18 protein-coding genes and 1 tRNA gene are annotated in these 18426 nt (G+C 74.1%); 16 read left to right on the top strand and 3 right to left on the bottom strand.

The features are described from left to right. Nucleotides 1-2: 2 nt before the first annotated feature. Complete coding sequence (locus NFS20_RS10305) at nucleotides 3-1463, top strand: 5'-nucleotidase (RefSeq protein WP_251151674.1); 1461 nt, start codon at nucleotides 3-5, stop codon at nucleotides 1461-1463. Nucleotides 1464-1493: 30 nt separating this feature from the next. Further along, a complete protein-coding gene (locus NFS20_RS10300) occupies nucleotides 1494-2162 on the top strand; it encodes a thymidine kinase (protein WP_251151673.1) in 669 nt (222 codons plus the stop codon). On the opposite strand, the gene NFS20_RS10295 is transcribed toward NFS20_RS10300, so the two are convergent. Next, nucleotides 2111-2719: a protein-L-isoaspartate O-methyltransferase family protein gene (locus NFS20_RS10295; RefSeq protein WP_251151672.1), complete on the bottom strand. Its 609-nt coding sequence runs from the start codon at nucleotides 2717-2719 to the stop codon at nucleotides 2111-2113. The two genes, NFS20_RS10300 and NFS20_RS10295, sit on opposite strands and share 52 nt — an antisense overlap. A 217-nt stretch (nucleotides 2720-2936) precedes the next feature. On the opposite strand from NFS20_RS10295, the gene NFS20_RS10290 reads away from it, so the two are divergent. From NFS20_RS10290 to NFS20_RS10235, 12 genes are all read left to right on the top strand, one after another. After that, entirely contained in the window at nucleotides 2937-3143 is a 207-nt protein-coding gene (locus NFS20_RS10290) for a dodecin family protein (RefSeq protein ID WP_251151671.1), read from the top strand. Between the two features lie 256 nt (nucleotides 3144-3399). Continuing rightward, complete coding sequence (gene rplU, locus NFS20_RS10285) at nucleotides 3400-3708, top strand: 50S ribosomal protein L21 (protein WP_251151886.1); 309 nt, start codon at nucleotides 3400-3402, stop codon at nucleotides 3706-3708. An 83-nt stretch (nucleotides 3709-3791) separates the two neighbouring features. Continuing rightward, nucleotides 3792-4049, top strand: coding sequence for a 50S ribosomal protein L27 (gene rpmA, locus NFS20_RS10280; protein WP_251151670.1), 258 nt, complete (start codon nucleotides 3792-3794; stop codon nucleotides 4047-4049). 136 nt (nucleotides 4050-4185) lie between these two features. Continuing rightward, a complete protein-coding gene (gene obgE / locus NFS20_RS10275; protein ID WP_251151669.1) occupies nucleotides 4186-5706 on the top strand; it encodes a GTPase ObgE in 1521 nt (506 codons plus the stop codon). Between the two features lie 143 nt (nucleotides 5707-5849). Then, entirely contained in the window at nucleotides 5850-6977 is a 1128-nt protein-coding gene (proB, locus tag NFS20_RS10270) for a glutamate 5-kinase (protein ID WP_251151885.1), read from the top strand. Nucleotides 6978-7069: 92 nt separating this feature from the next. After that, nucleotides 7070-8401, top strand: coding sequence for a glutamate-5-semialdehyde dehydrogenase (locus NFS20_RS10265; protein ID WP_251151668.1), 1332 nt, complete (start codon nucleotides 7070-7072; stop codon nucleotides 8399-8401). Between the two features lie 173 nt (nucleotides 8402-8574). After that, nucleotides 8575-8730, top strand: coding sequence for a hypothetical protein (locus tag NFS20_RS10260; protein ID WP_251151667.1), 156 nt, complete (start codon nucleotides 8575-8577; stop codon nucleotides 8728-8730). 41 nt (nucleotides 8731-8771) lie between these two features. Next, nucleotides 8772-9377: a nicotinate-nucleotide adenylyltransferase gene (gene nadD / locus NFS20_RS10255; RefSeq protein ID WP_251151666.1), complete on the top strand. Its 606-nt coding sequence runs from the start codon at nucleotides 8772-8774 to the stop codon at nucleotides 9375-9377. Between the two features lie 276 nt (nucleotides 9378-9653). Further along, entirely contained in the window at nucleotides 9654-10544 is an 891-nt protein-coding gene (locus NFS20_RS10250) for a hypothetical protein (RefSeq protein ID WP_251151665.1), read from the top strand. Nucleotides 10545-10575: 31 nt separating this feature from the next. Next, entirely contained in the window at nucleotides 10576-11037 is a 462-nt protein-coding gene (rsfS, locus tag NFS20_RS10245; RefSeq protein WP_251151664.1) for a ribosome silencing factor, read from the top strand. Then, nucleotides 11034-11714 carry a histidine phosphatase family protein gene (locus NFS20_RS10240; protein WP_251151663.1) on the top strand — a complete coding sequence of 227 codons (681 nt, stop codon included), beginning with the start codon at nucleotides 11034-11036 and terminating at the stop codon, nucleotides 11712-11714. Before rsfS ends, NFS20_RS10240 begins: the two co-directional genes overlap by 4 nt. Nucleotides 11715-11780: 66 nt before the next feature. Continuing rightward, a tRNA-Ala gene (locus NFS20_RS10235) sits at nucleotides 11781-11853 on the top strand. A gap of 87 nt (nucleotides 11854-11940) precedes the next feature. Here NFS20_RS10235 and NFS20_RS10230 read toward each other — a convergent pair. Next, nucleotides 11941-12606 (bottom strand): TetR/AcrR family transcriptional regulator, encoded by a 666-nt coding sequence (locus NFS20_RS10230; protein WP_251151662.1) that lies wholly within the window; start codon nucleotides 12604-12606, stop codon nucleotides 11941-11943. Between the two features lie 64 nt (nucleotides 12607-12670). On the opposite strand from NFS20_RS10230, the gene NFS20_RS10225 reads away from it, so the two are divergent. Then, on the top strand, nucleotides 12671-13525 hold the full coding sequence (locus NFS20_RS10225) for an SDR family oxidoreductase (RefSeq protein WP_251151661.1): 855 nt from the start codon (nucleotides 12671-12673) through the stop codon (nucleotides 13523-13525). A gap of 50 nt (nucleotides 13526-13575) precedes the next feature. Here the strand turns inward: NFS20_RS10225 and NFS20_RS10220 are convergent, their stop codons facing one another. After that, nucleotides 13576-14172 (bottom strand): SH3 domain-containing protein, encoded by a 597-nt coding sequence (locus NFS20_RS10220; protein ID WP_251151884.1) that lies wholly within the window; start codon nucleotides 14170-14172, stop codon nucleotides 13576-13578. Between the two features lie 535 nt (nucleotides 14173-14707). On the opposite strand from NFS20_RS10220, the gene NFS20_RS10215 reads away from it, so the two are divergent. After that, nucleotides 14708-18418: a right-handed parallel beta-helix repeat-containing protein gene (locus NFS20_RS10215; protein WP_251151660.1), complete on the top strand. Its 3711-nt coding sequence runs from the start codon at nucleotides 14708-14710 to the stop codon at nucleotides 18416-18418. The last annotated feature ends 8 nt before the right edge of the window (nucleotides 18419-18426 follow it).

Genomic DNA, 18426 nt, shown 5'->3' with positions numbered 1-18426 from the left:
CCATGGGTTACGACCTCACGGGCCGCCTCGTCGTCGGCGTCGCCTCGTCCGCACTGTTCGACCTGACCGACTCCGACCGCGTGTTCCGGACCGAGGGCGAGACCGCGTACCGCGCGTTCCAGGAGCAGCACCTCGGCGAACCGCTGCGACCCGGTGTCGCGTTCGGCTTCGTGCGGCGCCTGCTGGCCCTCAACGACCTCGCGGCGTCCGAGGACGACCCTCTGGTCGAGGTCATCGTCATGTCGCGCAACTCCCCGGAGACCGGGCTGCGCGTCATGCGGTCCGTGCGCCACCACGACCTCCCCATCACGCGCGCGGTGTTCCGCCAGGGCCACACGCCCTACGAGTTCATCCGCCCCCTCCACATGGACCTCTTCCTCTCGGCCGACGAGGCCTCGGTGCGCGACGCGGTCGCGCTCGGGCTCCCCGCGGGCTACGTGCTCGACCCGACGTTCGCCGACGAGCCGGGGGACGAGCTGCGCATCGCGTTCGACTTCGACGGCGTGCTCGCCGACGACTCGTCGGAGCAGCAGTTCCGCGGTGGGGACCTCGCGTCCTACCGTCGGCGCGAGGCGGCGCTGTCGGACGTGCCGCTCGGCGGCGGGCCGCTGCGGGACCTGGTCGTCGGCATCCACCGGCTGCAGGAGGTCGAGAGGGCGCGTCGCCGAGAGGACCCCTCGTACGACCCGCGCATCCACGTCGCGCTCGTCACGGCCCGGTCCGCGCCTGCGCACGAGCGTGCCGTGGCGACGCTCAAGTCGTGGGGCGTCTCCGTCGACGACGCGTTCTTCCTCGGTGGGATCGACAAGGCGGGGATCCTCGAGGTGCTCCGACCGCACATCTTCTTCGACGACCAGCGCGCGCAGGTCGAGTCCACCCGGCTCGCCGCGCCGAGCGTCCACGTCCCGTACGGGGCGCTGAACCGCGCAGCCGCCACACCCGACGGTGCCCTGCCCGGTCGTCCGGCTCTCCCGCCCGCGCCCGACGACGCGCGGACCGTCGCCACTCCGGCCCCGGGGGTCCCGGTCCCGCCGGCGTCGCCGTCCGGGAGCGGGGCGAGCGCTCCCGACCGCGCGCCCGAGGACCGGATGGAGGACGAACAGCCCGCGGAGGACCGGACCGCGGAGGAGCGCACCGCAAAGGACCAGCCTGCTGACGAGCAGCCTGCTGACCTCGCGCCGGGCCCTCTGCCCGTGCCGGGCGTCGTGCGGGTCTCCACGGTCGTCCCGCAGGCGCGGACCCTCGAGAGGTCGACCGGGACGAAGGAGCTGCCGCTCGTGACGCGGGTGCCCGAGCTCACCGTGCTCGGTGGCGCCCGGGACGAGGACGAGGCCGGGGAGTCGTCCCGGCGCGCACGTCGCGAGGAGGCCCGGCCGTCGAGCGGCGCGACGCCCGCGGACCCGCTGCCGGCGCCCAAGCCGCTCCCCGTCCGGCAGTCGCCGGGCCTCGCGCGGCACCGGTAGGCGGCCGTGGTGACCGGTCGGGTGGAGGTCGTGTCCGGACCCATGTTCGCTGGCAAGACCGAGGAGCTCCTGCGCCGGGTGCGCCGGGCACAGGTCGCCGGGCGGCGCGTGCTGCTCGTGGACCACGTCCTCGACACGCGGCGGGGGAGCGGCACGGTGAGCTCGCACTCCGGCCAGTCCCTCGCGTCGCGCACGGTCCACGACGCGCACGAGCTCGAGGCGGTCGCGCGGGCCGAGGGGCCGTGGGACCTCGTGGCCGTGGACGAGGCGCAGTTCTTCGGTCCCACCCTCGTCGACGTCGTCCAGCGGCTGGCCGACGACGGCTCGGTCGTCGTGGTCGCCGGGCTCGACGTGACCTACGACGCCCGTCCCTTCGAACCCTTGCCGGGCCTCTCGGCGCGCGCTGAACGCGTCGACCGGCTCACCGCGGTGTGCGCGGTGTGCGGCGAGGACGCGGCCTTCCACGTCCGCACCGGAGCCGTCGCGACGACACCCGCGGGCGACGCAGAGGGCGACGCCGGCGACGCGCTGGTCGCCGACGCGTCGCACGTCGGCGGGTCCGAGCGCTACGAGGCGCGGTGCCGGACGCACCTCGTCGTGGCGCCCTGGCGGCGCGGGACGGCGGCGCCGGAGGTGGTCCCCACGGCTCAGCCCGGCGCGTCGTCGGGCGGGTCCTCGACGAGCGGCACGAACGAGTAGGAGCCGTGCTCGCTCGTGCGGACGGCGCCGTCCGCGTCACGCACGACGAGGAGCATCGTGTGCCGGACCGGGACGACGAGCCGACCGCCCGGGGCGACCTGCTCGACGAGCGCGGTCGGGAGCGCCTGGGCCGCCGCCGAGACCAGCACGCGGTCGAAGGTCTCGCCGGGACGTCCCAGCACGCCGCGGCGCGCCGGCTCGAGCGAGGCCCACGGCACGTCGGCCCGCGCGACGTTGGCCGCTCCCCACGCGGCGATCCCCGGGTCGCGCTCGACCCCGACGACGCGGCCGCCGGGCCCGACGAGCCGGGCGAGGAGCGCCGTCGTCCATCCCGACCCGGCCCCGACGTCGAGCACGCGGGCGTCCCGGGGGACCTGCAGGAGGCGCAGCATGGCCGCGACCGTGGAGGGCTGCGAGCTCGTCTGGCCGCCGCCGATGGCGAGCGGGCGGTCCTGCTCGGCGAACCGTCGTTGCGCTCGGGGCAGGAACCCCCGCCGGTCGACGGTCGCCATCGCCTCGTCGACGGGGTCTCGAGGGGTCTCGGACCGGGAGCCCATGGGATCACCTCCGCTCCCGCAAGGCTGGCACGGCGTGGCCCGGCTCGCCGCTCGCGTGCCGAGGGCGGCGCGACCGCCCAGCTGCCCCTCGTCTGCCCGCCGCCTGTCCGCCGCCTGTCCGCCGCGGGGGCGCTCCCGGTGGCGGGCGGGTGCGCACGGCGGGACGCTCGGGTGGAGCGCGGGCGCGCACGGTGCCTGCCCGAGGGAGGGAACGACCATGGCCGGAACGGTGGCACGCGTCACGCAGATCAGCGCGCGGTCGGAGACGAGCTTCGAGGACGCGGTCCGCACGGGCGTGGAGCGGGCGAGCGAGACGCTGCGCAACGTCTCGGGCGCGTGGGTGAAGGAGCAGAAGGTCGAGACGCAGGACGGACGGATCGTCGCCTGGCAGGTCATGCTCGAGATCACCTTCGTCCTCGACTGAGCCTGCGGCCCGCTGTCCGCGGCGTGCGACCGGGCCGACGCCCGCGGCCTGCGACCGGCCCCGCGACCGGGGATCTGCGAGGGCGGCATTTGACCTGTCGGCCGCGGTTCCGTAGTCTTGAACGTCGGCGCGCCCAGGCGCGCCGGTCCCGTGTGCCCACGGACGGTTTCGCACTCGCACGCCGCGGCGTGCCCGAGTTTCCAAGACGTCTCACGCCGTGACGAGCACGCCAAGACTAGGAGAGATGAGCAGCAACGTGGTGTACGCGATCGTCAAGGCCGGTGGCCGCCAGGAAAAGGTCTCAGTCGGCGACATCGTCGTGGTGGACCGGGTGTCCGCCGGCGTCGGTGAGTCCCTCGAGCTGCCCGCCCTCCTGCTGGTGGACGGGGAGAAGGTGACCACCGACGCGGCGAAGCTCGCGAAGGTCAAGGTCACCGCCGAGGTCGTGCGGGACGAGAAGGGTCCGAAGATCACGATCCTGCGGTACAAGAACAAGACCGGTTACCGCCGTCGTCAGGGTCACCGTCAGCAGCTGACCCGCCTCAAGGTCACCGGCATCAAGTGATCTTCGCGGCGTGACGCAGCGGGCCGCACGGCCCCGCCGAACGCCGCCCGGCACCCTCCCTCTCGCACGAAAGCAGGTTCGTCATGGCACACAAGAAGGGCGCGAGCTCCTCGCGCAACGGTCGCGACTCGAACGCCCAGCGCCTCGGCGTCAAGCGCTTCGGTGGTCAGGTCGTCAAGTCGGGCGAGATCATCGTCCGCCAGCGCGGCACGCACTTCCACCCCGGTGAGAACGTCGGCCGCGGCAAGGACGACACGCTGTTCGCCCTCGCTGCCGGCGCCGTGCAGTTCGGCACGCGCCGTGGCCGCAAGGTCATCGACATCGTCACCGCCGAGGTCTGACGACCACCCGGCACGGCTTCACGCAGGAGGGGCGCACCGATGCGGTGCGCCCCTCCTGCCGTACCACCCGGCTCCACCCGGCGGTCGACGCCTCCGTCGCCGCCCGCGCTCCGCGCACCTGCGAGAGGATCTGATCATGGCCACGTTCGTCGATCGCGTCGTGCTGCACGTCTCCGGCGGTGACGGTGGCAACGGCTGCGCGTCGGTGCGCCGCGAGAAGTTCAAGCCTCTCGCCGGGCCGGACGGGGGGAACGGCGGCGATGGCGGGACCGTGCGCCTCGTCGTCGACCCGCAGACCACGACGCTCCTCGAGTACCACCACTCGCCGCACCGCCACGCGACGTCGGGCACCCAGGGCATGGGCGACGACCGCGACGGCGCGAACGGCGAGGACCTCGTGCTGCGCGTCCCCGACGGCACCGTGGTCAAGGACACCGACGGCACGGTGCTCGCCGACCTCGTCGGCGCGGGCGCGGAGTACGTGCTCGCCGAGGGCGGGCGCGGCGGGCTCGGCAACGCCGCGCTGTCGTCCCAGCGGCGCAAGGCGCCCGGGTTCGCGCTGCTCGGCGAGCCGGGCGACGAGCGCGACGTCGTGCTCGAGCTGAAGACGATCGCCGACGTCGCCCTCGTCGGCTACCCGAGCGCGGGCAAGTCCTCGCTCGTCGCCGCGATCTCCGCGGCCAAGCCGAAGATCGCGGACTACCCCTTCACGACGCTCGTGCCGAACCTCGGCGTCGTGCAGGCCGGCGGCGCGCGGTACACCGTCGCGGACGTCCCCGGGCTGATCCCCGGCGCCAGCGAGGGCAAGGGCCTGGGCCTGGAGTTCCTGCGCCACATCGAGCGCACCGCCGTGATCGTCCACGTGCTCGACTGCGCGACGCTCGAGCCGGGCCGTGACCCGATCAGCGACCTCGACGTGCTCGAGGCCGAGCTCGCGTCGTACGCGGGCGACCTGGAGATCGAGGGCGGGCGGGTGCCGCTCATGGAGCGTCCGCGGATCGTCGTGCTCAACAAGATCGACGTCCCCGAGGCGCGCGAGCTCGCCGAGCTCGTCAAGCCCGACCTCGAGGCCCGCGGTCTGCGCGTCCTCGAGATCTCGACGGCGAGCCACGAAGGCCTGCGCGCGCTCACCTACGCGCTCGCCGAGCTCGTCGAGAAGGCGCGTGCGGACGCGCCCGCGCCCGAGCCGACGCGCGTCGTCCTGCGGCCGAGGGCCGTGGACGAGGCGGGCTTCACCGTCACGCGCAAGGGCGGGGCGACCGACTACTGGTTCCAGGTGCGCGGCGCGAAGCCCGAGCGGTGGGTCCGCCAGACCGACTTCTCCAACGACGAGGCCGTGGGGTACCTCGCCGACCGGCTCGCCCGGATCGGCGTCGAGGAGAAGCTGTTCGCCGCGGGCGCCGTCGCGGGCGACGAGGTGCGCATCGGCAGCGACGTCAACGCGGTCGTCTTCGACTGGGAGCCCACGCTCATGACGGGCTCCGAGCTGCTCGGCGGCCCGCGCGGCTCCGACAACCGCCTGGACGAGAGCCTGCGCCCGACGCGGACCGAGAAGCGCCGCGAGCACCACGAGCGCATGGACGCCAAGGCCGAGGCGCGCCGCGAGCTGTGGACCGAGCGTCAGGCCGGCACCTGGACGGATCCCGACGCGGACTGACGAGCGCCGTGGGCAGGAGACGGGCCCGGTTCCGCCCACGGAACCGGGCCCATCTCCTGCCCCCGACGCGGGGTCGGCGTCCTGACTCGTGAAATCCCCAGCGCGCCCGGGGGTGCGGCCGCAATGATGGGGCGGTGAACGCCCTGTCCTCCCGGTCCCAGATCGCCACCGCCCACCGCGTCGTCGTGAAGATCGGCTCGTCGTCGCTCACGGGGGCGGACGGGCACCTCGACCTCGCCGCCCTGCGCGCGCTCGTCGACGTCCTCGCCGCCCGGCGCGCGGCCGGCGGCCAGGTCGTGCTCGTCACGTCCGGCGCGATCGCCGCGGGCCTGGGCCCGCTCGGCCTGACGACCCGCCCGCGCGACCTCGCGACGGCGCAGGCGACGGCGTCCGTCGGGCAGGGCATGCTCGTCGCCCGGTACACGGAGGCGTTCGCGACGCACGGGCTGCGCGTGGGCCAGGTGCTGCTCACCGCCGAGGACACCGTGCGCCGCGGCCACTACCGCAACGCCCAGCGGTCCCTCGAGCGGCTGCTCGACCTCGGTGTGGTCCCCGTCGTCAACGAGAACGACGCCGTGGCGACGGACGAGATCCGGTTCGGGGACAACGACCGGCTCGCGGCGCTCGTCTCGCACCTCGTGCGCGCCGACGCGATGGTGCTCCTCACCGACGTGGACGGGCTGTACGACGGGCCGCCGTCGCGACCCGGGACGCGGCGCATCGCGGAGGTGCGCTCGGCCGCGGACGTCGAGGGCGTCGAGGTGACGTCGCGGGGGAGCTCGGTCGGCACCGGGGGCATGGTGACCAAGCTGGAGTCCGTGACCATCGCGACCGGGACCGGGATCCCCGTGGTGCTCACGAAGGCCCAGAACGCGGCGGCCGCGCTCGCGGGGGACCCCGTGGGCACGTGGTTCGCGGCGACCGGGAAGCGCACGACCCGGCGCCGGCTGTGGCTCGCGCACGCCGCCCGCACGCGCGGGCGCCTCGTCCTGGACGACGGCGCGGTGCGGGCCGTGCAGGGCGGGCGGGCCTCGCTCCTGCCGGCCGGTGTCACCGCCGTCGAGGGGGAGTTCGACGCCGGCGACCCGGTCGAGCTCGTGACGTCCGACGGGCGCGTCGTCGCCCGCGGGCTGGTGGCCTTCGAGTCGCGCGACCTCCCCGGGCTGCTCGGCCGCACGACGGCCGACCTGCGCGAGGAGCTGGGGGAGGGCTACGACCGCGAGGTCGTGCACCGCGACGACCTCGTCCTGGTGCGCAAGCGCGCCCGCTGACGCCGCGCGGGCGCCGGGGACGGGCCCGTGGTCGGTGCCCGCGCGGCGGACGGTGCTCCCGCGACCCGGTCCGTCGGTCGTAGGCTCGGGACATGACGACCATCGAGGACACGGCCGCGGTCGCTCGCGGGGCCGCCGCCGCCGTCGAGAACGGCACCACCGACGTCGCCACCGCGGTCGAGGACGTCGCCCGCCGCGCCAAGACGGCGTCTCGCGCGCTCGCGACCGCGAACCGCGCGACGAAGGACGCGGCGCTGCTCGCGCTCGCCGACGCGCTGGTCGCCGCGACCGACGAGATCGTGGCGGCGAACGCCGACGACCTCGAGCGCGGTCGCGCGCACGGCATGGCACCCGGGCTGCTCGACCGGCTCGCCCTGACGCCGGAGCGCGTCGCCGCCATCGCGGACGCGCTGCGCGAGCTCGCGGGCCTGCCGGACCCCGTGGGCGAGGTCGTGCGCGGCTCGACGCTCCCCAACGGGCTGCGGCTGCGCCAGCTCCGCGTCCCGATGGGCGTCGTCGGGATGATCTACGAGGCGCGCCCGAACGTCACGGTCGACGCGGCGGGGCTCGCGCTGAAGAGCGGCAATGCGGTGATCCTGCGCGGCGGGTCGGCGGCCGCGAGCTCGAACGAGGTGATCGTCGCCGTCCTCGCGCGCGCGCTCGAGTCGCAGGGACTGCCGGGCGACCTCGTGCAGTCCATCGACGCCTACGGGCGGCCGGGTGCCGTAGCGCTCATGCACGCCCGCGGTCTCGTGGACGTCCTCGTGCCACGCGGCGGGGCGGACCTCATCCGGACCGTCGTGCAGGAGTCGACCGTCCCCGTCATCGAGACGGGCGTCGGGAACGTGCACGTCTACGTCGACGCGAGCGCCGACCGGGTCATGGCGCTCGAGATCCTGCTCAACGCCAAGACGCAGCGGGTCGGCGTGTGCAACGCGGCCGAGACGCTGCTCGTCCACGCCGACGCGGCCGACGCCTTCCTCCCGGTGGCGCTCGCGGCGCTCGGCGAGGCGGGCGTCGTCGTGCACGGCGACGAGCGCACGGCGGCGCTCGCGCCCGCCGGGCTCGAGGTCCTCCCGGCGACCGACGAGGACTGGGCGACGGAGTACCTCGCGCTGGAGATCGCGGTGCGGGTCGTCGACGACCTCGACGCCGCGATCGAGCACGTGCGCACGTGGACGTCGGGGCACACGGAGGCGATCGTCACGCGGGACCTGCAGGCGTCCGAGCGGTTCGTCGCGGAGCTCGACTCGGCCGCGATCATGGTGAACGCCTCCACGCGCTTCACGGACGGCGGGCAGCTCGGTCTGGGCGCCGAGATCGGCATCTCGACCCAGAAGCTGCACGCGCGCGGCCCCATGGGCCTCGCCGAGCTCACGACGACGAAATGGGTCGTGCACGGCGACGGTCACGTTCGTCCGTGACGGCCGCTGCGCCCGGAAGTACCCGGTACCGACCGGACCGGGCTCCCACGGGTCCGTGAGACACTGGTCGGCGACCGGAGCCCCTCCGGTCACCCGCAAGCATCCCAGCACGCACCGCCCGGACCCGTCCGGACGGTCGACCCCGTCCGGGGACGACTCTCGAGGAGGACGTCGTGATCCCAGCCGTCGTGAAGGCTGCCGAGGAAGGCGCCGAGGCCGCGTCGCACCTGCCCATCCCGCCGCTCGCCTACGGTCTGCTCGCGTTCGGAGGCCTCGTCGCGCTCCTTCTCGTGACCTACGCGTTCCGCAGCGTGGGCACGCGCCACTGACGGAGAGAACGGGATCCCGTGCCGCGTCCGACGACCGACCGATGAGCTCGCGCAGGCCCCGACTGGGGGTCATGGGCGGGACGTTCGACCCGATCCACCACGGACACCTGGTCGCCGCGAGCGAGGCCGCTGCGCGGTTCGACCTCGACGAGGTCGTCTTCGTCCCCACGGGCAACCCGTCGTTCAAGCAGCACCAGCAGGTCAGCCCGGCCGAGCACCGGTATCTCATGACGGTGATCGCGACCGCGTCGAACCCTCGCTTCACCGTGAGCAGGGTCGACGTCGACCGACCGGGCCTGACCTTCACCGTGGACACGCTGCGCGACCTGCGCGACGCGCGACCCGACGCCGAGCTCTTCTTCATCACCGGTGCGGACGCCATCGAGCAGATCCTGACCTGGAAGGATGCCGACGAGCTGTGGAAGATGGCACACTTCGTGGCTGTCACGCGCCCGGAGCACCGGCTGAGCGTCGAGGGCCTGCCTCCCGGCGTCGTCACGACGCTCGAGGTGCCGGCGCTCGCCATCTCGTCGACGGACTGCCGTCGACGCGCGGAGGCGGGCAAGCCGGTGTGGTACCTGGTGCCGGACGGCGTGGTCCAGTACATCGCCAAGCACGGTTTGTATCGAGGTCAGCACGATGAGTGACAACGGCAGCAACATGCAGCCCGTCCGCCCCCTGACGCGGCGCGAGATCCGTGAGCGCGAGCAGGCGGCCGCGGCACAGCGCACGGCGCAGGCGGGCGGCACGCCCCCGGAGCCCCCCGCCGCGTCGTCGGCCTCCTCCTGGGCCCCGGGCCCCGCCCCGAGACCGCCGCGGCGTACCCCCCTCCGCCGTCGCGGCGCACGCTGCGCGAGACGACGGGTGCGACGGACCATCCGTCCCAGCCCTCCGTCGTCCGGCCGCCCGCGGCGTCCGGCGGGATGCGCGGTCTCGACGAGACCGGTCGCCTGACCCCGGTCCAGGAGACCGCCGAGCGCGTCATGATCCGCCCGCCCGCGCCGACGCCGGCCGTCCCCACCCGGACGAGCTCGCGGCCGCCTGCCGGTGCTCCGCGTCCGACGGCGCCCGGTGCGAGCGGCCCCGTCCGCCCGCCGACCCCGACGGGCGACCCCTTCGCGACGTCCTCCGGACGGACGCCGGCACCCGGTGCGCCCGCGGCGACGCCGTTCGGGCAGGTGTCGGCGCCCGCGCCCTCGACGAACCTGCCGCCGACGAACCAGCCGCAGCGCATGTCCGCGTTCGCGAGCTCGACCGCGGCCGCGACGGCACCGCGCAGCCCGGAGCCTGCGCCGTCCCCGTCGCCCTGGGGCGAGACGCAGGTGCAGCCCGCTGCCCGGGAGCCCGTCGAGGCGCCCCCCGCCCGGCCGACGAGGCAGGCGACGCCACCTCCCGCCGAGCCCGTGGGTTCGGCGCTGCCCTGGGCGGCGATCACGTCGGGCGACGCCCCGGAGCCGGCGCGCGCCGTCGAGAAGCCCGGGTCACCGTTCGGGACCACCTCCGGCGCGCCCGCGGCGGTCACGCCCGCGGCGGCCCCCGCCGGGGACGACCTCTTCCCGCGCGTGAACGCCCGGTCGGCCGAGAGCGCCGACGACGAGGCCGATGACGACGACGAGCCGCGCGGCCCGTCGTACACCTGGCTGCACTACCTCATCCTCGTGGCGGTCGCCTTCGTGCTCGGGCTGCTCGTGTGGGAGCTCATCTCGCGCGACGACACCGCCCCGGCGGTCGACGACGCAGCGGCCGTCGTCGAGACGGTCGACCCCTCGGACCCGGCGTGGGACGCCGCCGGCGCTCTCGGCGCCGTCCGCTGACCCGCACACCCCACCGACGAACGGACAACACGTGACTGCTACCGAACGGGCCGTCGAGCTCGCCGTCACCGCGGCGCGCGCGGCGTCCGACCGCAAGGCCGAGGAGATCATCGCGCTCGACGTGAGCGAGCAGCTCGTCCTCACGGACGTGTTCCTCATCGCGTCCGGGACGAACGAGCGACAGGTGTCGGCCATCGTCGACGCCGTCGAGGAGGCCATGCACAAGGCCGGGGCGAAGCCCATCCGCCGCGAGGGGAAGCAGGAGGCCCGCTGGGTGCTCCTCGACTTCGGCGACGTCGTCGTGCACGTGCAGCACGCGGAGGACCGGGTCTACTACGCGCTCGAGCGTCTCTGGAAGGACTGCCCCGTGGTGGAGCTTCCCGAGGACGCCCGCGGGGGCGACGGGACGGTCGACGCGGCCGACGACACCACGGGCGGGAGCCGCTCCGAGGACGACGGCGCGATCCGCCTCTCGGGGGAGCCGCTCGCGTGACAGCGGGCACCGTCGTCCTCCTGCGGCACGCCCGAACGGCGTTCAACGCCGCGCTGCGGCTGCAGGGGCAGTCCGACATCCCGCTCGACGACGTCGGCCGCTGGCAGGCCGAGCAGGGCGCGAAGGCCCTCGCGACCGCGCACCGGGCCACGCGGGTCGTCACGTCGGACCTCGGACGTGCTGCCGACACCGCCCGTGCCTACGGCGCTGCCGTCGGCGTGGAGCCGACCTTCGACGCGCGCCTGCGCGAACGCAGCTTCGGCGAGTGGGAAGGGCTCACGGGCGACGAGATCGCCGAGCGCTGGCCCGAGCAGCACGCGGCCTGGCGGGCCGGCGAGGAGCCCACGCGCGCCGGGGCGGAGGCGAAGGTCGACGTCGCGGCGCGCATGCTCGCCGCCGTGACGGAGCACGCCGACGCGCTCGACCCCGAGGGCACGCTCGTGGTCGTCTCGCACGGCGCCGCGATCACGCTCGCCGTGACGGCGCTGCTCGGCCTCGACCCCGCCGGCTGGCGGGGGATCAGCGGCCTGCACAACGTGCACTGGTCGCACCTGCACCGCTCCGGGCCCGCCGCTGTGCCCGCGTGGCGCCTCGTCGCGCACAACGTCGGTGCGGGCTTCCCGCTCGACGAGTGGAACGCGGGGCCGGATTGGAACTTGGAGCCGGTTTCTGCGTAGACTAGCGACGCTCCGCAGGACGGGAAACCGGCCGGAGGAGCGTCTTACCTGGACCTTCGGGTCCTCGGGGCTGTGGCGCAGCTGGTAGCGCACCTGCATGGCATGCAGGGGGTCAGGGGTTCGAGTCCCCTCAGCTCCACCGAGAAGTCGTTGGTTCACCAGCGGCATCACCGGTCGACGTCAGGACCATTCCTCCGTCCGCTCCTGCGGACGTCGAGGGTCCGGGTCACGTCTCGGTTCGCGCCGGCGCGACCCGGCGCTGTGCAGCACTGCGAGCAGCGGTCGGCGGCGCGTCCTGCACCTGGAAGCCGTGGAGAGCGGCGGTCAAGGCGCGAGCCATGACGTCGCGGCGGCTGTCCGCGAGCGTAGGGTCCTGGGCTGCGAGCAGGCCGGCGGCCTCCACGGCGCCGATCGCGGCCCCGACCATCGGGGCAACGGTGACGAGGGGCGCGCCGGTGGCGCCGGCGATGCGGCTGGAGAGCCCGCGGGCGAGCTCGACCAGATGCCCGCCGAGCGCACGCGGGACCTGCCCTCTCGCAGCGAGACCGGCACGGGCCTCGGCGTGTCGAGCGACGTTCTCGTCGGTGGATGCCGCGTCGATCATGGCCAGCAGAGCCGCTCGAGCGCGTTCGACGGGGTACGGGGACTCCGTCTCGACGGCGACACGCCACGCGAGGGTGGTGAAGTCCTGCACGTGCGCGAAGAGCACGTCCTCCTTGGACGGGAAGTGCACGTAGAAGGTGCGCTCGGAGACCTTCGCTCCCCGCGCGATCTCCACCACCGTCGTCGCTGCGTAGCCCTTCACCTCGAAGAGGCTCGTGGCGCTGTCGAGGAGTGCCCGACGGGTGCGCTGCCGGCGCGCGTCGTTCCCGTCGGCGGCGCGCTGCGTCATGCCGCGACCCTACCGCGACGGCCCACTCTTTTGCAGATCTGCACTATGTGGCAAGGTGGCCCGCATGGTCTCCAGCTCCAGGACGTACGTCGTGACGGGTGCGGACTCGGGGCTGGGCGAGGCGGTGGCGGACCGCCTGTCGACCGACCACAGGGTCCTGCGGTGCGGTGTCGGCGCCCGTGCGGACGTCCGCGCCGACCTGACCACCCCCGAGGGCCGGGCACATCTCGTCTCGGCGGTCCGTTCGCTGAGCGGCGGTCGCGTGGACGGGGTCGTCGCTGCGGCCGGCACGGGAGCACCCCGATCGGAGACCGTCGCGCTCAACTACTTCGGCGTGGTCGCCGTCGTCACGGGGCTCCGCGATCTGTTGGCGGCGTCGGAGGTGCCCGCCGTGGCCGTCGTGTCGTCGTCCTCCACCCTCCACCGAGGCAGCCGGGCGCTCGTCCGTGCCTGCCTGAGCGGCGACGAGGACGCGGCGCTCGCGACGGCGCGTCGCCTGGTTCGGACGGGCCGCGGGAGCCAGCTGTACCGTTCGAGCAAGATCGCCCTCAACCACTGGGTGCGCTCTGCTGCCGTCTCCGCGGACTGGGCCGGAGAGGCGATCGTGCTCAACGCCGTGGCACCCGGGGTCGTCGCCACGGGGACCGTGATGCAGAGCTGGGAGCGAGAGCGCGCGCTGCTGCAGACGGCGCTGCCCCAGCCGCTCGGGATGCCGGGTCCCGTGGCGCCCGTCGCGGACCTCCTCGCGTACGCGGTCTCACCGACGAACCGGTTCATGACGGGGCAGGTCGTCTACTGCGACGGCGGCACCGACGCGCTCGTCCGCGCCACCCGGCCGCAGAGGGTCTTCCTGCGCTATCGGCCGACGCAGGTCGTGCGGATGCTGCGAGAGTCGCGGCGGATCGCCCGCGCACGATGAGCCGCCCCGGCGTCCAGGCAGGCTAGCAGCGTGCGGTTGCCGCCCGGTAGCTACGACGTGCTGACGTGCACGTGGTCGTAGTGGTTCGCGGTCACGCCGCCGCGGTCCTCCATCGCCCTCCAGGCGCCCGCAGGGTCGCCCGCCATCCACATCTGCTGCTGGTAGATGACGTAGGTGACCCCGAGGGAGCCGGCGTTGGCCTGCACGTAGCGGGCGATGTCCCAGCCGAGATCGCCGCTGATCATGATGTCGACCGCGCGCCCGGTGCCGTGGTCGCCGCTGTCACCCGGGCGCGGCCCGCCGTACGCGGTGACCTGCGGGAAGGCTGCGCACACCGACCGGTAGACCGCGGTCGCGTTGCTCTGCAGACCCGACTCGATCCCGGGGCTGACGGAGCAGGCGGCGCCGGAGGTCCCCGCAGCGCTCGCCGGCGCCGCAGCTGTCGGCTCGGTCTCGGAGAGGAAGCTGGAGCTGACCCACGCGACGGCACCCTCCCAGACCACCTGGTTCCACCCGTCCTGGGCGGTGCCGGTGACGTCGACCACGGTCGCGAGCGGAACCGTCGTGACGCGCTCGGCATCGGCCGACGGCCCGGTCCTGACGTTGACGGAGTCCGTGGTCCAGAGCTGACCGGTGACGGCGGGCAGCGGCGCGGGCGTGGGCGCGGGCTCCGGAGCGGGCTCGGCCGTCGGAGCGGGGACGACCTCGGGCGTGGGGGCGGGCGTCGGCGTGGGGGCGGGCGTCGGCGCCGCCTGGCGGGCCGACTCCCGGCGGCGCGTTCGCCGGAGCGGCTGGCGGCCGGCTGGTCGCGTCCTTCGGCGACCCCGGCGACGGGTGCGACCGCGGTGTCGTCGGCGTCCGCCGGCTGGGGTCCGGAGCCGAGAACTCCCGTTCCGAGGAGCGTGACCAGGGCGAGCGCCGGGAGCCGGAAGGAGCGCTTCGGGGCAGCGGGCGCTGCGTGGTGGCGGCCTCGTGACACGGTGCGCTCCGGGGGGTCGGTGGAGGGGACCGCGCCAGTGTAACCAAAACGTTATGGAAGCCGTCCAATCGCCGGCGGCTCGCTCGTCGTGGTCGATGACCCGCGCCCACCTCTTGACGGGCCCTGCGGAATGCGGTTACCGTGCGGGAAACCGGTTTCTCGCGTGTTCATCGCAGCGCACGCGCATCTCGACGAGGAGATCCATGACACCGTTCGGGCGGACCATCCGCACGTCGCTGGCGGCAGCGGTCGCAGCGGCACTCACCGCCACGTCCGCGCTGACGGCCGTCGCCGTCGGCCCGGGCACGGCGCTCGACGCGAGCGACCTCGCGCCGGGCGACTACGCCACCGTGGTCGACACCGGGACCGACTTCACGATCCACGCGACCGACGCCAAGAAGGTCACCGTCGACGCCACGGACCGTGTCTCCGACCGCGGGGACGTCTACTCCCAGCGCATCAAGCTCAACGGGTCCGGCGGTGCCGACGCTCGCTCCCTGCACTTCACCGTCGGCGCCGAGGACGCACCGACCCAGGTCGTGGTCAACGCCCGCAGCAGCGGCAGCAGCGACCGCGCGCTCGCCCTCTACGGCGCGACCGGAGAGGTCGCCCGCGTGCCCGCGCTCGCCGACGACGAGACGGTGCCCGTCGCGACCGCGACGATCGACATCGCCGTGCCCGGCGACTACTACCTCGCGTCCCCGAGCTCCGGGGTGAACGTCTTCTCGGCGCAGCTCGGTCCCGTGGACCTCGGTGATCGTGCGCCATGGGCCGAGGTGGCGGCCCCGACCGTCGACTCCGTCACCGTCGACCCGGCGGACCCGCGCACGCTGCTCGTGGGCTACACCGGCCTGCTCGGCACCGACGGCGGCGACGTCGCCCATGCCGCCCTCCACGACGCGACGGGCGCCGTCGTCGACCGGGCCATGACCGTCACCGACGGGGCTGCCGGCAGCATCGCGCTGACACCGCCCGCATCCGGCGACTACGAGGTCGAGGTCTCGATCACGCGCTACGGCGAGGACGCGCCGCTGACCTCGGCGCGGGTCGCGCACGCCGGATTCTCCCTCCCGCTCGTCGGTCCGGAGATCGCCTCCGCGCTGACCACCGCGGTCTCCGGCGGCCGGGGCACCGTGTCCACCGAGTGGTCCCCGAGCCCCGAGGCCGAGAGCTACTCCGTCCAGGTCAGCGACGACGGCGCCACGTGGGTCACCGCGGTCGACCGGGTCGTCGGCACCACGGCGGACGTGACCGGGCTCGCCACCGGTGCGACCTACCAGCTCCGCGCCGTCGCGCACCGCGGCGCCGAGTCCGCCGCGGGCGCGCCGTTCGAGGTCGCCGTCGCCACTGCCGTCGAGCGCTGGAAGTTCGCCGACATCGGCTCCAACGCCGGTTCGGGCGGCCAGGTGGTCGAGAACGCGGACGGCACCATCACCTTCGACGCGCGGGCCAGCTCGACCAAGCTCGCCTCGTCCGAGGACGGGTTCCAGTACTACTACACCGAGGTCGACCCGGCGACGGAGAACTTCACGCTCAGCGCCACCTTCCACGTGGACGACGCCGCCACGAAGGACAACCAGTCCGGTTTCGGCGTGCTCGCGGTCGACACGCTCGTGCCCGGGGAGTCGGCGGCCCGCTACTTCAACTCCGCCGGTGCGCTGATCACGCGCTACGGGGAGGGAACCGCGACGGTGCGGGACGGCACGCCCGGAGCAAGGTTCGTGCACGGCTACACCGGCGCCCCGGACGACAGCTCCGCGGGGACGCGGGACACCTCCGATGCCGTGGTCTTCGACGAGGGCTGGCGGGCGGACGCGACCGGTCCGAAGTTCGTCACGGGAGACGTCTTCGAGCTCTCGCTGCGCAGGTCGAACACCGGGTTCCACGCGATCTGGGAGCGCGACGGAGAGGTCCTGGAGGTCATCCAGTACGACCCCGAGATGCTGCTGCAGCAGGACTCGGAGCGCTTCTACGTCGGGATGGCGGTCGCCCGCAAGATCCAGGTGACGGTCACCGACTGGGAGCTCACCACGATCCACCCCGACGACGACGAGCCCGCCCAGGAGCCGCCGACGGAGTACGTGCCGGCCACGCTCGGCGTCGACGTCACCTCGACGACGCCGGAGCGGAGCCTCGACGTCCCGCTCGTGGCGAACATGTACGGCACCGGTCAGGTCCTCGACGCGGCGGGCGACGTCGTCGTCGACGACATCGCCCTCGCACCGGGCGAGCGTGCGCTGGCCACCGTCTCCCTCGAGGACGGGGTGAACGAGCTCACCGCCCGGTTGCTGCCCGACGCCGAGCAGCCCCACCTCGGGGAGCGCGAGCAGATCGAGTCCACCGACCCGGTCGACGTGCCCCTGACCGTCACGGTCGAGCGGTTCGGCGAGCCGGGGCAGTCGATCTGGGTCGCGCCGGACGGCTCGGCCGACGGCGCCGGCACCCGGGCCGACCCGCTCGACCTCCACACCGCGGTCGGGTTCGCGCAGGCCGGCCAGCAGATCGTCCTGACCGACGGCGTCTACATCCCGACGCGCAAGGTCGTCGCCGAGCGCGGCCGTGACGGCACCCCTGACGCGCCGATCACGCTCCTGTCCGAGCCCGGCACCAGGGCGACGCTGGACCTGTCGCAGTCGCCTGACGGCGGCCTCGTCCTGCGCGGCGACTGGTGGCACGTCTACGACCTCGAGATCACCGGCTCGCGCGACAAGGCGAAGCCGATGCTGATCGAGGGCCACCACAACGTCGTGGAGCGCGTGGAGTCGCACCACAACGCCGACACGGGCATCCAGATCTCGGGCCGCAGCGCCGAGCCGCCGTCGATGTGGCCGTCGCACAACCTCGTGGTCTCGTCGGTCGCGCACAACAACGCCGACGCCGGGGGCAACGACGCGGACGGCTTCGCCGCGAAGCTCACCGTCGGCGAGGGCAACGTGTTCCGGCACAGCATCGCCCACCACAACATCGACGACGGCTGGGACCTGTACGCGAAGTCGACCACCGGACCCATCGGGACCGTCGTCGTGGAGGACTCCGTCGCGTACGACAACGGCTGGCTCGAGGCGGACCCCTCGCGGACCGGTGAGGGCAACGGGTTCAAGCTCGGCGGCGAGTCGATCCCGGGCGACCACCTGCTGCGCAACTCGATCAGCTACGGCAACCTCGCCACCGGCGTGACGTCGAACTCCGGCCCGGACGTCCGGCTCGACGACGTCACCTCGGTCGCCAACGACCGCGGCGTCCGCCTGGAGACCAACGCGCCGTCGACCGCCTACGAGGCCCGCGGCGTCGTCTCGTGGCAGAACCCGGCCGTGGACGTGCTGGCCCTCGAGCAGGCCGACACGTCGCTGCTCACCGACCCGTCGAACCACTGGAACCTGGGTGGGGAGTCGGCGGTGGCCGATTCGTGGTTCGTCTCGCTGGACGTCGACGGCGTACGGCCCGAGCTCGCCCCCGACGGCTCGGTCGACATGTCGGGGCTGCTGGAGCTGACGGACGCCGCGCCGTCGGACGCGGGCGCGCGGTTCGCGCCCGTCGAGGAGCCGACCGTCATCGACGTGCTGCCCGAGGTCTCCGCCCCCGAGCCCGGGCCGAACCCCTGGTACGCGAGCACCGTGTACCAGCGCGGCGACCTGGTGCAGCACGACGGCGTCGTCTACGAGGCGCGGTGGTGGACCCGCGACCAGGAGCCGGGCGCGACGTCCTGGTTCGGCGCGTGGGCGGAGGTCGGCCCGGCCGCCGGGGCACCCGCCGTGGCCGAGTGTGCCGAGCCGTGGGACGCGTCCACGGTGTACCTCGGTGGCGACGTCGTGGCGCACGACGGGGTCAACCACCGGGCGCAGTGGTGGACCCGCGGGCAGGAGCCCGGAGCGAGCGTCTGGGGATCGTGGTCGGCCGTCGGACCGTGCGTCTGAGCGCGGCC

This window comes from Cellulosimicrobium sp. Marseille-Q4280 (genome assembly GCF_943181405.1).
GTDB lineage: Bacteria > Actinomycetota > Actinomycetes > Actinomycetales > Cellulomonadaceae > Cellulosimicrobium.
This window is presented reverse-complemented; position numbering and strand designations above follow the sequence as displayed.

Bases quoted from the DNA above. Each gene is read 5' to 3' on its own strand.
- NFS20_RS10305 (WP_251151674.1), top strand. From the start codon at position 3: ATGGGTTACGACCTCACGGGCCGCCTCGTCGTCGGCGTCGCCTCGTCC.
- NFS20_RS10295 (WP_251151672.1), bottom strand. From the start codon at position 2,719: ATGGGCTCCCGGTCCGAGACCCCTCGAGACCCCGTCGACGAGGCGATG.
- NFS20_RS10290 (WP_251151671.1), top strand. From the start codon at position 2,937: ATGGCCGGAACGGTGGCACGCGTCACGCAGATCAGCGCGCGGTCGGAG.
- rpmA (WP_251151670.1), top strand. From the start codon at position 3,792: ATGGCACACAAGAAGGGCGCGAGCTCCTCGCGCAACGGTCGCGACTCG.
- obgE (WP_251151669.1), top strand. From the start codon at position 4,186: ATGGCCACGTTCGTCGATCGCGTCGTGCTGCACGTCTCCGGCGGTGAC.
- NFS20_RS10265 (WP_251151668.1), top strand. From the start codon at position 7,070: ATGACGACCATCGAGGACACGGCCGCGGTCGCTCGCGGGGCCGCCGCC.
- nadD (WP_251151666.1), top strand. From the start codon at position 8,772: ATGAGCTCGCGCAGGCCCCGACTGGGGGTCATGGGCGGGACGTTCGAC.
- NFS20_RS10250 (WP_251151665.1), top strand. From the start codon at position 9,654: ATGCGCGGTCTCGACGAGACCGGTCGCCTGACCCCGGTCCAGGAGACC.
- NFS20_RS10230 (WP_251151662.1), bottom strand. From the start codon at position 12,606: ATGACGCAGCGCGCCGCCGACGGGAACGACGCGCGCCGGCAGCGCACC.
- NFS20_RS10225 (WP_251151661.1), top strand. From the start codon at position 12,671: ATGGTCTCCAGCTCCAGGACGTACGTCGTGACGGGTGCGGACTCGGGG.
- NFS20_RS10215 (WP_251151660.1), top strand. From the start codon at position 14,708: ATGACACCGTTCGGGCGGACCATCCGCACGTCGCTGGCGGCAGCGGTC.